A 15,200-nucleotide genomic window follows, 5' to 3' on the forward strand; every position below is an offset into this window, starting at 1 on the left:
TGGCCGCTTTTGTTTGCGCAAAAAAGAACCTCCGGGCGGTGTGTCGCCGGGAGGTTCTTTTAATTAAGCTAGATCTGTTGTTTGAGTGTGGACGTTATCCTATGAAGGTTTATACTTACACAGGTTTATCTCGTTCCAGTTTCGGTAGATTTCTATGTTTTCTAAGTGCTGCCACTCTGAAATATCTACTGATTGTTTTACGTTTCTCTTTCAAGGCGTCACGCTGGGCGGCCAACTGAGCTGCTTCATTACCTTTAGGTTTGTACTTATTCTTAATTCCGCGGAAAGAGACTTTAACTTTCTTATCCTGGAAACTCTGATCTAAATTATCAACGATTTCAGATTCAGTAGTGTACTGATCTTCAAACTTTTCAACCCAAAAATATATTTCAAAGTCCAGCCCAAGTTGTCCGAATCTCTTGAAAAGGATGCTTGGTTCTGGATCAGCTAATACTTTCGGATGTTTCTTAACAATTTTAAGCATTAATTTTTTTGCTTTTTTAATCTTCGATCCCGGAACAAGAGTTATCGGAATTGCTACGCGTATTCTGGAATCGCGGAAGTTAAGGTTTACAATTTCACCTTTGAGGAAGCTTGAGTTTGGAATGATTACCATGCTGTTGTCCAGTGCGCGCATGGTTGTGTTTCGTATGGAAACATCTTCAACCACTCCTATAAGCTTGTTACGTTGCAGGGTGTCACCTTTTTTAATTGAGCCACCGAATAGGATAATCAGGCCACTGACAAAGTTGCTTACGATATCCTTAAGGCCGAAACCAATACCGATAGAAAGCCCGCTTGCTATCCAAGTCAATGCCGACATCGGAATTCCAAGCAATGACAATGCTGAAATGATAAAGATTACCCAGACCAGATAAGATCCGATAGTCGAGAAAGTATGAGCTAGCGCTGATTCAAGTTTGCGCCCGGCAATAGATGTCGATGACACCAGGGTTTTGAGCCAGAATAGAATCAGGCGCGATGTGAAAAATAAAATTAGGATGTAAAATAGGCTTTTAATAGAAATCGCCGCGCCGGCAATTTTAATATCCATGTGCCTAAAAACAAACTTCGCAAAAGGTATGCCGCCCATATATGCCATTGCCCATGCTATGAACATAAAGATGATAACCGAAACCGAGAGCGGGTATAGCATCTGGACCATCTGGTTCTGCTGTCGTTTTTCGGCTGGCTGAACTTTTATAGGCTCAGTAGCTTCATTTTTATCTTCAGCACTACCATTTTCAGTTGCTGCCTCAGTTCCTTCAACAGCATCAGGCATTTCAGGCGCGGTCATGACCGTCTTTAGCGCGTTGCATATTTGCAGCGTGACAAGAAAGAGGAACCAGAGCTGAGTCGCAATCATGGCCTGCGCTCCGAACCCAAAGATGGTTGCGAAAGCTCCTAGGCCGAGAATATACATTGAAACTTTAGATGTTGTTTTTGTTATTCCTAAGGACTGTCTTTTTCTATTAGATCTCATCACCGCTAACGCAATCAGGCTGAGGCATATCCAGATTGTACCGATACAATCTACCGGCATGGTCAGCATGTGAAGCATGTCTCCTGCTGTCATAAGAGCCCAGAGGGTAAACATTGGAGTAAAGATTAGCGGGGCTGGTTGGCTTTTCTCTCTTGCCCATAAAAAATTCCGTGCGCAAATTATAATCCCTAAAGTGATAAGCTCAGTCCATATCAGGCCTGTAATCTGATTTGAAGTGAAGAGGGTTACCTTGCGCGATATAAATATTCCGGCTCCCAGTGAAAGCATTATCAGTCCAAGGTTGTAAGCGGACATTGAGTGCTTTATAAATGATGGGCGTCTCAGCAGGGTTTTGACTGCTTGGCGAAGTACTACCCAGCATATCAAAGATATAATAGCTAAATAGATCATGAAGTCAGTCCAGCTGACCCATACGAAAAGAGGATAATAAAATTTAGAGTGGCTTCTGTTCCATTCGTGGAAAGAGTATGAGATATCCTGCCAACTGCTTAGTTCGAGTAATGTCGGTCCAGCCTCAAAATAGAACCCTTCCATTGAAGTTCTATAATACGTAGTTGTCAGAACTTTATTTTCTTCAATGGCTGCTATCGCTCGATCTGCACGGCTCAAGTATTTATCTATTTCCTTTTTGATCGTACTTGCGTGTTCATGTATTTCATTAAATTTTTGGTAGGTTTGCTGTAGTAGATTGTTTTTTACGTTAGCTTTCAGACTATCTTCAATATTTAGCTGTGCCAAAATATCAATGTCTTTTTTTATGTTTTTGAGACGATTCTTTTCAATAAGAAGACTCTTTTTGGCATTTAAAACATAATCGTTAAGGTCATCCAATTGTAGTAGGATTGTTCTATAGGACCATGGAGTTCGTTTAGCCAGTCCGCGGAGAAGTTTTAGTTGGTCTAGTCTATCTTTTGCTTTGTTGATGCTGTGGTTAAACTTTTTGACCATAGCGGGTAGGTTTTTTTGAAGAATCAGCACCGCTGCGTTTTGTTCAGTGATATCCTGTTCAATACCTTCAACCATGAAGGTCCAAGTTGCTTTATTCGATTCTGCCCGCGCGGAATTGAATAAAGAGAGGCTCAGTAGCATCAGGACGGTGGTAATCAGGATAATTGTATTTCTTTTGTATATGGTCATCTGGCTCTCCGGTGCTTGACAAGTCCGGTATGTTTACGTTTAAGAATGGTGATTAACTGACTGGATCAGACTGCCTTTATACTGTTTATTCTGAGATAGTTCTTTTATTATTAAAACTAAAAAACGTTTTGCTGGTTTTGCTTTTGCAGTTTAGGTGTTTGCGACAAAGAAAACAAACATTTTTATATATATTGTTGCGGTATGGAGTTGCCCTTGAGTAAAATTTATTTGATCGGTCCCAGGGCTTGCGGGAAAACTACGGTTGGCAGAGCTGTTGCCAAAACATTACAATTTGATTTTTATGACAGCGATGCGGTTATCCTTGAAAAAGCAGGGTGTGAAATATCTACTTTTGTTGAGTATAATGGATGGGATGCATTTCGTGATTTAGAAACTAAAGTCCTTAAATTTCTTTCAAAACTTGATAATGTAGTTGTTTCTTGTGGTGGTGGCATTGTTGTTCGCACGGAAAATATTGAAATTTTGAAAGAAGGTTTTACTGTTTATTTAAAGACAGATGTAGATACTCTGGTTCAGCGTCTGTCTGTAAATCCTGAACATGGCCAGCGACCTTCGCTTACAGGTAAGCCTTTGGCGGAAGAGGTTCGTGAAGTTCTGGAAGAGCGAGAAAGCTTATATTCAGACTCGGCGACGGTTATTGTTAGCGGAGCTGATAGTATCAAGGGACTTAGCGCTGGAATTGTAAAAGAATTTAATTTGATTGAGAATGGAGACGGAAAATAATGAGCGGTAATACTTTCGGCAATCTATTTAAGGTTTCCACTTATGGGGAATCTCATGGTCCCGGTCTTGGCGGAGTTATTGATGGATGTCCTGCTGGTATTGAGTTGAATGAGGACATTATTCAGCTTGAGCTGGACAGGCGCAAGCCCGGATCAGGCATTGCCGGAACTGCTCGCAAGGAAGCTGATAAAGTAAAAATTTTATCTGGTGTTTTTGAAGGTAAGACCACCGGAACTTCCATAGGTTTTCATATTGAGAATACCGACCAGCGTTCCAGAGATTATTCAAAAATTATGAATGTCTACAGACCCGGTCATGCTGATCTCAGTTATGATGCTAAATATGGTTTCAGAGATTACAGAGGCGGAGGACGTTCTTCCGGAAGGGAGACAGTTTCCCGTGTTGCCGCTGGTGCTGTGGCGCAGGAGATCTTGCGGGGTGAGGGGATAACTTTCAATGCTTATACTGTGCGCATAGGCGGTATAGATGCAGTCGTAACTGATCCTGATAGTGCGTGTGACCGATTGTTTTTCAGCCCTGATGCTGATGTTCTCGAAAAATGGGAAAAACGCATAAAAGAAGTTCGCTCCGCAGGTGATACTCTTGGCGGAGTTGTTGAAGTTTGCGTGAAAGGAGTTCCTGCCGGACTCGGTGAGCCTGTATTTGATAAACTCGATGCACGTCTTGCCTACGCACTGATGTCTGTCGGCGCGGTGAAGGGCGTTGAAATTGGTTCGGGCTGTGCTTCCGCAGATGCTACGGGCGTTGAAAATAATGACTTTATTAACGAGAAAGGGTTCTTGTCTAATAATGCTGGTGGAATTCTTGGTGGTATTTCAAGCGGACAGGATATAGTTGTAAGGGCGTTCGTGAAGCCCATTCCGTCTATCAGTATTGAACAGCAGACAGTTGATAACGAAGGCCATTCTGCGGAGATAAAGATTGGAGGCAGGCACGATATATGCGCTATTCCGCGTATCGTGCCGGTTCTTAAAGCTATGGCAATGCTTACTGTTGCCGACCACCTTCTCTTGCAGCGTAGAATGAAATAAATAATATCTGAATATTATAGTAAAATGGGAGCACGATTATAAATTGTGCTCCCATTTTTTTTAAAATTTATTTTGCCTTTTTGAGCCTGACTGCTGTCCCATAGCATGAATAAAACCTATCCCCTTCAGGATGGAATGAAACCGCCTCGCGGTAGCCGAGAATTGCGTCGGCATTAGCATCCATTGCTTGAGCTATTAACCCATAGAAAGCATTATCAAAGTTGTAGCTACGACAAACGACCAGTCCGAAAGTTCCCATTACGTCTCTATTGGGAATTTCCTCAATGGTCACTATTTTAAGTTTTCCGCCTAAGTAAAGATTGCGGGCCATTTCAAGCCGCTGTTCTTTCTTGGCATCTTCCTGAGATCTACGTCCTTTTCTGGCTGGACTTCCAAACATAAGAGCCATATTTTTATCCTCTTTAAGTCTTTGTGATGAAAGATTTCTGCCTTAATTATGCATGAATATCAACAGACAGTTCAAGAAAGGTTTTGAGTGAGGGCAACAATATCTTCTTTTAACAAGTCCAACTCTAGACCTACTTCGTTTAAAGCTGAGGATGCATTTTCCTCCTGATTCTCCCTGCACGATCTTTCAAGTCTTAACGCTGCTTTAGAAAGGGCAACTGCCGATAGGTTTGCAGCTGATCCTTTGAGGTTGTGAGCTAGATCTCCCGCTTCTTTTAGTTCATTATTTTCAAGCATGGGGCTTAGTTTACTTACGAAATTTGAGTTGTAGGTGTTAAAGTTATTGAGGATACTGATTAAGATATCCATGTCTCCACCTATTCGCTCTAAAGCCTCTTTGATGTCCAACTGCTGATATTTGGATAAATCCTCTTCTTCAGTATTGGTAGTCCTTGTTTCAGGCTTGGGAGCTGAGTTATCTTTTACCGCGGAAGGTAGGGGCAACAGGTGAGCTTTGATGGTGCTCATCATTTGATTTTTATCTATGGGTTTAGGTATGTAATCGTTCATGCCTGCTTGTAAGCATTTTTCTTTATCTCCGCGCATGGCATGGGCTGTCATTGCTACGATCGGCAGGTCATTCAATTTCAATTCGGTACGTATAGCTTTGGTCGCTTCATATCCATCCATAATAGGCATTTGGATATCCATAAGGACAATGTCGTAGCTGTTTTCTGCGACCATTTTTACAGCTTCAAGGCCGTCAACTGCGGACTCAATTGTCAGACCTGTAGTTTTTAAAATCTGAATTGCAACTTGTCGGTTTATGGGGTTGTCTTCCACGAGCAAGGCTTTAAAACCTTTAAACATCAATTCATTGTAGAGGATCGGTTCACTAATCTGCTTTACGTCACTATCATGCCCGAATATATTTAAAATAGTTTCAAAAAGGATCGTTTGTTTCAGAGGCTTTCCTAGAACTTTTGTTATGCCTACTTTTTTAGCTTTTTCGGTTGCCTTATTAATGTCTGTTGCAGTGATCATAATAATAGGTAGTTCATCATTGGAATAATCCTTTCTTATTTCTTTAGCCGCCTCATCTCCTTTCATTTTCGGAAGATTTAAATCCATTAGTATGAATTTATATGGAGTACTTTTCTTTAGTTTCATCATTCTAATGCCTTCTTCGGCAGAAGAGCTGCTTTCGGAGATAAAACCGAATTGCTGTAGATATTTTTCCAGTACGGCCCGTACAGCTTGATTGTCATCAATTATAAGTACTGGCTGATTTTGAAGTTCAGCGGGTAGTGTGTAGTTTATCGGCTGGGCATTGGGAACCAGCTGTGGATAGAGCGTGAAGAAAAATGAACTTCCTTCATCCAGTTTACTTTTAACCCAGATCTCTCCGCCCATCATATCTACAATTCTTTTGGATATGGTCAACCCGAGGCCTGTTCCGCCATACTTTCTGGTAGTTGACCCGTCTGCCTGTCTAAAAGCCTTAAACAGATCCGGTTGCACCTTTTTTGCTATTCCTATTCCAGTGTCTTTTACGGAAAAGAGAAGCTCTGTTCGTCCGTCTGCAATTATCCCAGCTTTAATCGTAATAGTTATTTTGCCTTCATGGGTAAATTTAAAGGCATTTGCGGTAAGGTTTGCTAGAACTTGTCGTAACCTGACAGGGTCCGTCATTATTCTTCTGGGAACGTCTGGCATGATGTTAATAACAAGCTCTGTTTTAGAAGCGATCATCTGTTCAACAAAAAGATCGGCTATGTCATCAATCAATTGATGGAGATCAAAATTGACCTCTTCAAGCTCAAGTTTCCCGGCTTCCATTTTAGAAAAGTCTAAAATGTCATTAATAAGTCTGAGGAGAACTTGTCCTGAAGTGACTATAATTTTTAAAAAATCATTTTGCTTAGGTGTAACATCTGTTGCGAGAGTCAGGTCAGCCATACCGATAATGGCATTCATAGGAGTTCTGATTTCATGGCTTACATTGGCCATAAATTGACTTTTGGAGCGAGACGCTGCTTCCGCTTCATCTTTGGCAAGTTCAAGTTCTGAGTTAATACTTTTTAGTTCTTCATAACTGTTAGCTAAATTTTTATTACTCTGTTGTATTTTCTGCTTAAGTTGTTCTCGATTCTCTTTAAGTGTCAAATCCTGTTCTTCAATCTGTTGAAGCATGTGGTTAAAGTCTTTAACCAGAGTAGCCATTTCGCCCTGGCATTTAAAATCAACCCTAGCGCTGTAGTTTTTATCAACGGAAATTTGCCGGGCTGTTTTTGATAGTTTGATAATAGGGGTAATAAGAATCTTCCGCATGGCGACAAAAGTGGTCACCATAAGGAGAACAACAAGCAGCATAGTTCTAAAAAGAGATTGTAATATTGAGTTGTATAATTCTTCTTGAATAAATCTTTGACTTAAGAAAATTTCAACTGTCCCAATCGGCTGTTTTAATACCGTAATCGGGGCTCTGCGTTTAATAAAATCTCCACGGGGCCATGCCGTAAACTCAATTATATCCCAGTCCTTATTACGTGTTTTTCCAGCAAAAACGGTTTTTCCATTATCTTCAGTTACAATTATTGCTTTTATTCTTTTATCATTCATCTCGGATAAAATAATTCTGTTTATAGCGGATTGATCAACATTCCAAAGAGGAGGAATCAATGATTCAGATAGTCTTTCAATAAGGCCGTCTGCTTTGTGATTCAGCTCTTCAAGCATGTTTTTGCGCATGGATGAATAATCGTAAGCACCGGAGATTATGAAAGCTAGCACTGAAATCAGTATAATCTGTATACTTATTCGTGTTTGAACTTTGTCTATTTTAAACAATTTAAGCCCGTTGTTCTTTGGATAAAAGTGAGAATCAAATTACTAGTATGAATTACTTTATTTCTTTATCATTACGGCATATTCACTGCAAGATAAACAAAACGGTTGCGTGCGGTCGTGGCAACTCAAGAGGTTTGTGGACAAGTTTGTCCGTGCAAGTTAAATAAAAACCACATTTATTAAGAATAAGGACGGACTATACATAATGAAAATAGCTTTGCTACAGCTGAATTTGACGGTTGGGGACCTTGAAGGGAATATCAAGCTCATTCTTGATGGGGTAGATTATGCTGCGGAGCGCGGCGCAAAAATTTGTGTAACTTCCGAGCTTGCTATTACCGGCTATCCCCCTCGGGATCTACTGCTTAATTCTGATTTTGTGACGCGGTGCAGAGATGCTGTTGCTGAGCTGTCACGCAAGATTCCTGAAGATGTTGCCTTGATTGCAGGTGGTGTCGATCTTAACCATGATGGAACTGGTAACCCTTTACGCAATGCCGCGTGGTTAATTGAGCGTGGAGCTGTGCCTCGGGTGTTTTATAAGTGGTTGTTGCCAACCTATGATGTTTTTGATGAACAAAGATATTTCGAGCCTTCTGAAGAAGTTAATTTTTTTGAATTTGATGGCATTAAGATGGGCGTGACCATTTGCGAAGATGTATGGAATGATCGCAAGAGTGGTGGAGATGGTCCGCGCTATGGAAGAAATCCTCTATCTGAAATAATGGGCAATAAGCCTGATGTTCTGATTAATCTTTCTGCCTCTCCGTTTAATATAGGAAAGCAGCTAGTTCGTGAAAAGATGCTTTCAGCTATCGCTTCAAAGTATAAAGTGCCTGTTGTGTACGCAAATCAGGTGGGCGGTAATGATGATCTCGTCTTTGATGGCAGAAGCTGTGCCTTTAACAGTGATGGCAAACTTACTGCTCGTGGTAAGGGGTTCCGTTCCGATATCGTTATTGTAGATGTTAAGAGCGGAGTCGGAAAAGTAGAGGAAGATGATTTTTGTGAGGAGTCGGAAGCTTGGAATGCTATGGTGCTCGGGCTTCGCGATTATCTGGGGAAAACTGGCTTCAAAAAGGTGGTTCTGGGACTTTCCGGCGGGATTGATTCAGCCTTAACTGCCGCTGTTGCTGCTGAAGCTCTGGGGCCTGAAAATGTTCTGGGAGTGCTAATGCCTTCTCCATATTCCAGCAAGGGGAGTGTTGATGATTCGTTAGCTCTCGTGGAAAATTTGGGCATTAAATCAACGACTATTCCGATACATGATCTTATGGGTACTTTCGAGCAGGCGCTAGCTCATTCATTTGAAGGGTTGCCTGAAAATGTTGCAGAAGAAAATATTCAGTCCCGAATACGTGGAAATCTTGTGATGGCTATTTCCAATAAGATGGGCGCTTTGCTTATTACTACTGGCAATAAGAGCGAACTTGCTGTTGGTTATTGTACTATTTACGGAGATATGGCTGGTGGGTTGGCTGTTATTTCGGACCTTTATAAAACGCTCGTTTTTAGAGTTTGCAGATGGCTGAACGAACAGGGGATGGGCGAAGTCATACCCGTTGCTACCATCGAGAAACCGCCTTCCGCAGAGCTTCGTCCAGACCAGAAGGATGAGGATTCGCTGCCTCCATATGAAGTATTAGACCGCATTATTGAACTTAGAGTTGAGCACCATATGTCTGAGACGGAAATTTTAAGAGAAACAGGCTTCGATCCTGAGATTGTAACAGCTGTTTTAAGGCTGATTAAAATTTCAGAGTTTAAACGCAAGCAGGCCGCTCCGGGGCTAAAAATAACATCCAGAGCTTTTGGCACTGGGTGGAGAATGCCGATTGCTTGCCGCTTTACGGGCTAGCACTCTTTTTTCTAGCTAATAAAGATCAAAAGCAAAAGGCTCGAATCTGGTATGATAAAATTACCAGATTTGAGCCTTTTTATTATTAAATAGAGGCGGGGTCAGACTGCTTGCGCAGATGCTGAATCATTATAACTCGGGTTTTATAATCAGCTCCCATTGGATTCTTCAACTTGCTCTGCGCATAGTTCGAGCCAATGAATAAGTTTTTCTGAAAATCCGTTTTGCTCCAGCCAGTCCGCATTGAGAACATGAGGGGCATATTCTTCATTGCGGAGGTGTAGTTCATGTTCGAAGGTGTTTGCCACATGAACGGCTACTGCTGGAGTGAATCCTTTTTCTTTTGATTGAGAAAGATCGTGGTGGCAGTACACTGCTTCGACTACAGATTCATCAAACCCCCATAAGGCTAGCAGGTATGCTCCAACCTCGGCATGGGTGAATCCGAAAATCTCTTTTTCGACGTCTTTAATGGGGATGTTCTCACTTCGCACATTATTAAGAATTTCAGTGTATTCGCATGGAAAAGACGAAGCGAGGATCAATTTGCCTATGTCGTGTAGAAATCCGGCAAGGAAAGCGTTTTCAGAGATATCGTTATCGCCACCTTCGGCCTTAGCTATCATACGTGCTATTAGCCCTGTGTACTGGCAATGCTTTCCAAGTTCGTCAATTGAAAAATCTATGCTGCTATTTTTGTTGGATTCAAAGAGGTGCATTCCAAGTACCAGCCCTTTGATTGTATCTATTCCAAGTAGCGAGACCGCTTTTTCAGGACTTGATATGTTGGCATAAAGTCCGAAAAAGGATGAGTTCACCAGCTTGAGTATTCCAACGGTCATTCCTAAATCTTCGCTGATAAGCTTGCCGATCTTATGTATTGAAGCCTCTTCGCTTTTCAGTTCTTTTTCTAGTTTGATATATAGGTCCGGCATGCTCGGAAGTTCATCAATTGATGTGATTGCTTTCGAAACCTTTTCGTTCAAAAAAATGTTTTTTAACGTGAGACTTCGTTTTATTGCGCTGATTAGTTCATCTGAAGAACATGGCTTGCTTATGAACTGATGCGCCAACATGGCATATTCCATGGAGTTATCTGCATCTTTACGGTTTGAATAAATAAAACGGATAGCTCCAGGCTGGCTTTTTTTTATTTCTGTTAGAAGAGTACCGTCAGGAAATCCATTGATATTGAAATCAGCGATTACTATATCGAAGGGTTGAATTTCGAGCAACTCCAATGCTTCCTCGGAGGACTCCGCGGGGTGTATTGTCCACTTGTCGTGCATGGGGTGGAGCATTTTTTTCAAAGTTTCAAGTTGTGATTTTTCTTCGTCTACAATGAGGATATTTCTCTTAGATAGTGGCATATTTTACCCTTAAAATCATTTGGGGTTATTATTAAAAGGGAGCACGCTTGTAGTTATATTGAGCTTAAAGATAGCATGCAGCTATGTAATTGAAAACTTAAAAAGGATAGATAATTCTACTAATTTTTGCTTTGATTTTTTTCATGAAAAAAGGGTTGCTCCGAATTAAACCGGAGCAACCCTTTTTAGGTTATTTAGGGGCAGCAGTTACTTGCTGAGAAGAACGTAGGGACGATCAGAAATGAACTGTTCATTGATTATTTCTACATTGTCGGGACGATTTTCCCAGCGGTCAAAGTATTTTCTCTGCATTACTAGGATAACTTTATCCTGTTCTTCAAGAATCCTTTCGATCTCAGCGAAATCGCTTGTTTCGTGAATATTTGTTCCTGCATAGTAGGAGAAAATGCCGGAGTATATTTTATGTGCAAGCGGGTAGCTGCCTTGTTCCACATATTCTTTCATTATTTCACCGGTCATGCGCGGGCTCATGAGGGGATCAAGTGAAGGCAGTGTTTGTAGCGCTAAGGGCTGAATCCACAGAGTCATGGTTGTGGCCATGATAAGTAGACCCATTTTTTTGCCGGAATTTCTGGTAGCAAGCAGGGCCAGTCCACCTAATCCTAAAATTAAAACGGTGAATGAAAGTCCTTGCAGTGCAAAATCAAACGGGAACAGTATTTCAGCAAATGGAGTGGCTACAGCAAGAAGCAGGTAAATGCATGCGATAGCTATCCATAATTTTTTTGAATTAATAACGGGAGGTGCATCTCCTTCTCCCATAAGTCCTCTGGCTGTGAGAATCGCAAGAGGTGCAAATAGCGGAAGGATGTAGATAAGCACTTTGATGCTAAGGCAGGTCAGCATTACAAAGCCGCTGATGAACATTATCCATGCCCAGTCCCTACCATCGTTTTCAGTGCTTTTTCTATGAGTGGTAAGTCCTCGCCAGTATTCCATATTACACATTATTTTTAGTGGAACAGCGAATATAGCCATAGTCCACGGAAGCCACGCTAACGGAAAGGCTACCAGGTAATACTGGAAAGGCTCTTCATGATGGAAAGAGCTTACAGCCCTTTGGTATATTTGTTTGTAGAAAATATTATGAATGAATTCGGTACCGTCGACAATTATTGCGCCAACTACCCATGCTAATAATATTGCGGCAAGGATTCCAGCTCCTTTCAATACAGCCTTACTGCGAAGCATGCTTAGTTTCTGCTTCCAGAAAAGGTAACACACAGCCGTAAGCAGCGGAAAGACTATGCCGAGCGGACCTTTTGTCAGTGTAGCTATGCCCATAAGAGCGAAGGCGGAAAGAATCCAGCGCGGCGCGTTGTTTGAATGAAAAGCCTTGAATAGGCAAATGTTTGTCCAGATTATGAAACTGGCAAAAAGCAGATCCATGCGTGAATAATGCGCAATACCTATGAAGAAAATGTTGGTAATCAGCACAAGTCCGGTTGCGAGGGTCGTTTTGCGTCCGCAGCCGAGAGTCTTAGCTAAAGCTACCGTAGATGCTAGGAATATTCCCGCTGAGAGTGCTGAACCTAGGAAGAACACGCTTATGCCGTCTGCCGGAGTAACAGTGTCTATCAGTGACAGGAACCAGAAATATACAGGAGGTTTGTCTGGGTATGCGACTCCATTAAGGTACATAACCAGCCAGTGACCGGCATCTTTCATCTGATGGTATACTTCTGCGTAGCGGACCTCGTCTGAAAACCAGAGCGAGCGGTAGTCCATTGTGAACATAGATTGTAAAGCAAGAAGTATCAGCACGCTGATCCATGGATTCTTTTCCATGAAATCCCATATAAGGGATGATTTATTATTCATTTTAATTCTCTTTTGAAAAAAGGTGAGTAGCGAAGCCCGCAACCGAGCCTAGCATCCAGCCGAAGAAAACATCACTCGGGTGATGCCATGTGAGATATACGCGGCTTAGCGCCACAGCTGCTGCAAATAAACCTAATAGCAAGGTTAGCAGCAAGGTTCGGTATCTTAGAACAAGAGGCAGTGATGCCCCGTAAATTTCGCAGGTATGTCCGGATGGGAGCGAGTTATAAGCCCCGCGAGTAGAGAACGGTTCAAAAAGCAACCCTTCTCCCGGGCGTGGTCGTCCTATCGCTATTTTTAAAAATCGTACGGTAATCAGGCTGACAACAAGTTGCACCGCCAAAAATACAAGCGCAAATCTGAGTCTTGATTTCTTTCTTTGCCGGATGCCTGTGATTAAAAACCACAAGTAGACAGGATAAAATATTGCGTTGCCCCAATCCGTAATTATTTTCGCGATGGATTTATAATCAGGGTTAGCTAAAGCGTGAGCCCTGCACCATTCTGTAATTGCGGCCTCACTTCCGAAGATGCAGAACATCAGCGCAAGGGCAACCAAGAGCGGTAGTGATGCCAGTATGAAATGGCATATGCTGGAATATCTATGAATGAATCTTGTCACTCTATAAACCTAGCCCTTTTCAGCTTCAGTTGCTGCGTCACTTTCGGCTTCAATCGCAGCGTCGGCAGGGAATTTATCCGAAGTAAATCTTTGCCATGTTTCTTTATCCACATTCATGTCCGTAAGGATTTCAGCAAGCTGTTTGCCTTCTTTTTTCCAGTACTTATAACTGTGATCTGGGCAGGAGAATGGAATAACTAGAGTCCCATCTTCCATAAAATATGGTTCATCGTGTTTTGTTTCGTTCATGAGCAGGGTTTACACGGGCATGGCTGGCTATTCAAGTGAATATTTTTGCAATTGTATTTTGATACTTTTTGTAATATTTGAATATTTCTATGTATTAAGGGTTATATTCTATCTTAAAGTGCTGTTTTTTAAGGAGTGGCTATGAGCTATAACATTACTTCAGAATTCAAAAAACTTGAACGTTGTTCAGATATTCTTATCTATGGAACAGGTCTAGGGGCGAAGAGTCTATTCTTGTAAATAAAAAAACGTCGTAAAGATCTGCAAGTGAAGGCTTTTGTTGATAGCTATAAAAATTCTGGAGAACTTTGTTCTACACCTATTATAAATGTTTCAGAAATTGGAAATTTTGCTAACTGTGAGGTGATTATTGCCTCAATGTATTATGATGATATTGCGAAATTACTAATAAAAAAAGGGAGAGATGATTTTTATGTCTATAACGAAAGTTCCAGGTGGAATGAACTGTGTAAATTTTTTTGTTCGATTGATGTTAAAAAACTTTGTATAATAGATAAGCTACATATATCTAAATATAAATCCACATACTACATTTTTAATACGGGGCTAAACGTAGGAAAAGAGGCCGTTTTTAATGAGCTAGGCATAAATGGTCTTTCTGAAGCAACAGTCGCATGCACTAATGTTTATGATGATATGTATCGCGAAGCTTTTAGAGAATACAAAAAAGGTGAATTTACAGATATATGTATAGTTGATTATGGGGGTAAAGATTATTACTTGGCTGACCTAGCAAGGCATATCATTTCAGAATATAATGAAAATGTGTTAATATATAAGATTCCAGCCAGATTAAAGCTTTGTTTTATAGAAGAAAGTAAGAAGTTGTTGTATATAAATATTCCAAAGGCTGGCGGGACTAGTACTCGAGCTATTTTTGATCAAATTTCGAATCTAGCCGAGAAAGAACTGCCGAATAGCGTGTATAAAAATTTTGATAATTGTGTTAACGTTTCAAATCCTTTTTTTGATAATTATATGAAGTTTACTGTAGTTAGAAATCCATATTTAAGGTTAGCTTCCTTGTATGCAAGTATACTGCGTGAAGGGAGAAGCTTTCATATGAGGCCTTTTTTTGAAAAAAAATTTAAGCCATTGGATTTTGCTAAATTTTGTAAATTCGTTGCAAATTGCCCTGACGAATTTTCAGATCCTCACTTTAAGTCTCAAACAAGCTATTTGAGTACGTCAGAAGGCTTAATTAAAGATATTTTTTTGGTACGTTTGGAAAATTATGATGAAGAAATGAAAGCTATCTTTGCTGAGGTTGGCGAAGAAATCGATGTTCCACATAAAAATAGAGCTAGACCTAACAAATGTAATTATATTTATGATTATTATACGCCGGAGCTTATAAAGATTGTGAATGAACGCTATAAGGAAGATTTTATTAATTTGGGGTATGATTTTTTGTAGAATAAGAATTATGATTCTTTCCCATTAATCTTTTTGCAATTGTATTTTGAAATATTTTGTAATATTTAATACTTATTATAATGTATTAGGGGCTTATATTTTAAAATGTTTGCTTACTAAGGAGTGA

Annotated in this window: 11 protein-coding genes; 4 read left to right on the top strand and 7 right to left on the bottom strand. The window is 40.7% G+C overall.

The genetic code is table 11. The features are described from left to right. Positions 1–115: 115 nt before the first annotated feature. Positions 116–2,641: a mechanosensitive ion channel family protein gene (locus BR06_RS0108730; RefSeq protein ID WP_031482089.1), complete on the bottom strand. Its 2,526-nt coding sequence runs from the start codon at positions 2,639–2,641 to the stop codon at positions 116–118. Between the two features lie 201 nt (positions 2,642–2,842). Here BR06_RS0108730 and aroL point away from each other — a divergent pair, with 201 nt between their 5' ends. Both aroL and aroC read left to right on the top strand, forming a co-directional pair. Next, entirely contained in the window at positions 2,843–3,385 is a 543-nt protein-coding gene (aroL, locus tag BR06_RS0108735; protein ID WP_034602945.1) for a shikimate kinase AroL, read from the top strand. Continuing rightward, on the top strand, positions 3,385–4,437 hold the full coding sequence (gene aroC, locus BR06_RS0108740; protein WP_031482091.1) for a chorismate synthase: 1,053 nt from the start codon (positions 3,385–3,387) through the stop codon (positions 4,435–4,437). The genes aroL and aroC overlap by 1 nt, the downstream gene beginning before the upstream one ends. 67 nt (positions 4,438–4,504) lie before the next feature. Here aroC and BR06_RS0108745 read toward each other — a convergent pair whose 3' ends face one another. Together BR06_RS0108745 and BR06_RS0108750 are read right to left on the bottom strand one after the other, a co-directional pair. After that, a complete protein-coding gene (locus BR06_RS0108745) occupies positions 4,505–4,846 on the bottom strand; it encodes a hypothetical protein (protein WP_031482092.1) in 342 nt (113 codons plus the stop codon). Positions 4,847–4,917: 71 nt separating this feature from the next. Continuing rightward, complete coding sequence (locus BR06_RS0108750) at positions 4,918–7,695, bottom strand: hybrid sensor histidine kinase/response regulator (protein WP_031482093.1); 2,778 nt, start codon at positions 7,693–7,695, stop codon at positions 4,918–4,920. A gap of 205 nt (positions 7,696–7,900) precedes the next feature. Here BR06_RS0108750 and BR06_RS0108755 point away from each other — a divergent pair, with 205 nt between their 5' ends. Then, on the top strand, positions 7,901–9,553 hold the full coding sequence (locus tag BR06_RS0108755; protein ID WP_031482094.1) for an NAD+ synthase: 1,653 nt from the start codon (positions 7,901–7,903) through the stop codon (positions 9,551–9,553). A 149-nt stretch (positions 9,554–9,702) separates the two neighbouring features. Here the strand turns inward: BR06_RS0108755 and BR06_RS0108760 are convergent, their stop codons facing one another. The 4 genes from BR06_RS0108760 to BR06_RS0108775 form a co-directional block, all read right to left on the bottom strand. Continuing rightward, on the bottom strand, positions 9,703–10,923 hold the full coding sequence (locus BR06_RS0108760) for a response regulator (RefSeq protein WP_031482095.1): 1,221 nt from the start codon (positions 10,921–10,923) through the stop codon (positions 9,703–9,705). Positions 10,924–11,130: 207 nt separating this feature from the next. Then, entirely contained in the window at positions 11,131–12,765 is a 1,635-nt protein-coding gene (locus BR06_RS0108765) for an ArnT family glycosyltransferase (protein WP_031482096.1), read from the bottom strand. A gap of 1 nt (position 12,766) precedes the next feature. Continuing rightward, positions 12,767–13,387 (bottom strand): phosphatase PAP2 family protein, encoded by a 621-nt coding sequence (locus BR06_RS0108770; RefSeq protein ID WP_031482097.1) that lies wholly within the window; start codon positions 13,385–13,387, stop codon positions 12,767–12,769. 9 nt (positions 13,388–13,396) lie between these two features. After that, positions 13,397–13,636, bottom strand: a complete 240-nt coding sequence (locus tag BR06_RS0108775) for a hypothetical protein (protein ID WP_031482098.1) — start codon at positions 13,634–13,636, stop codon at positions 13,397–13,399. 267 nt (positions 13,637–13,903) lie between these two features. On the opposite strand from BR06_RS0108775, the gene BR06_RS0108785 reads away from it, so the two are divergent. Continuing rightward, positions 13,904–15,073 carry a sulfotransferase family 2 domain-containing protein gene (locus BR06_RS0108785; RefSeq protein WP_031482099.1) on the top strand — a complete coding sequence of 390 codons (1,170 nt, stop codon included), beginning with the start codon at positions 13,904–13,906 and terminating at the stop codon, positions 15,071–15,073. Positions 15,074–15,200 lie beyond the last annotated feature (127 nt).

This window comes from Maridesulfovibrio frigidus DSM 17176 (assembly GCF_000711735.1).
GTDB classification, from domain to species: Bacteria; Desulfobacterota; Desulfovibrionia; order Desulfovibrionales; family Desulfovibrionaceae; genus Maridesulfovibrio; species Maridesulfovibrio frigidus.